Here is a 540-nt window from a genome sequence, read left to right on the forward strand (position 1 = left end):
CGCCGCAGGACTACGAACAGCTGCGGGAGGCGGGCGCGGCGGCGATCTTCGGCCCGGGCACGGTGATCGCGGACTCCGCATTCGAACTGCTCGAACGGCTCGAACAGCAGGCAGGCTGAGTGGCCCGCCGGATCGACGTCGACGCCTACGCCAAGGGGGTGCTCGCGGGGGACCGCGGCATCCTGTCCAGGGCCATCACCCTGGTCGAGTCGAACCGTGAGGATCACCGCAGGCAGGCGCAGGAGCTGCTGGTCGAGCTGCTCCCGCACGCCGGCGGCGCCCGCACACGTTTCCGGGGTCGCAGACACCCGCACGGGGGAATCCTCGAGTCCGCCAGTCTTTCCGGCTACGCCGAACGGCAGAGGCGCCGTTGACCCTGATCCCGGTGAGTGAGTAGCTTCCCGATGCCGGGTGGATCAGGTGGAAATCCCACCATCCGCCGGCACTGGAGGGAGGCCATCCGTGAACCGGAGGAAGCATGCGCTCGCCGCGACCGTCGCCGGGCTGCTCACCATGACCGGGGTGACCGCCGCGAGCACC

1 protein-coding gene is annotated in these 540 nt (G+C 70.2%); it reads left to right on the plus strand.

Annotation, left to right across the window (positions count from 1 at the left end; genetic code table 11):
• The first annotated feature begins 158 nt into the window (after positions 1-158).
• A complete protein-coding gene (locus tag ACYU7Q_RS21900) occupies positions 159-374 on the plus strand; it encodes a hypothetical protein (RefSeq protein ID WP_460611585.1) in 216 nt (71 codons plus the stop codon).
• The last annotated feature ends 166 nt before the right edge of the window (positions 375-540 follow it).

It is taken from the genome of Hymenobacter terrigena (assembly GCF_054776515.1).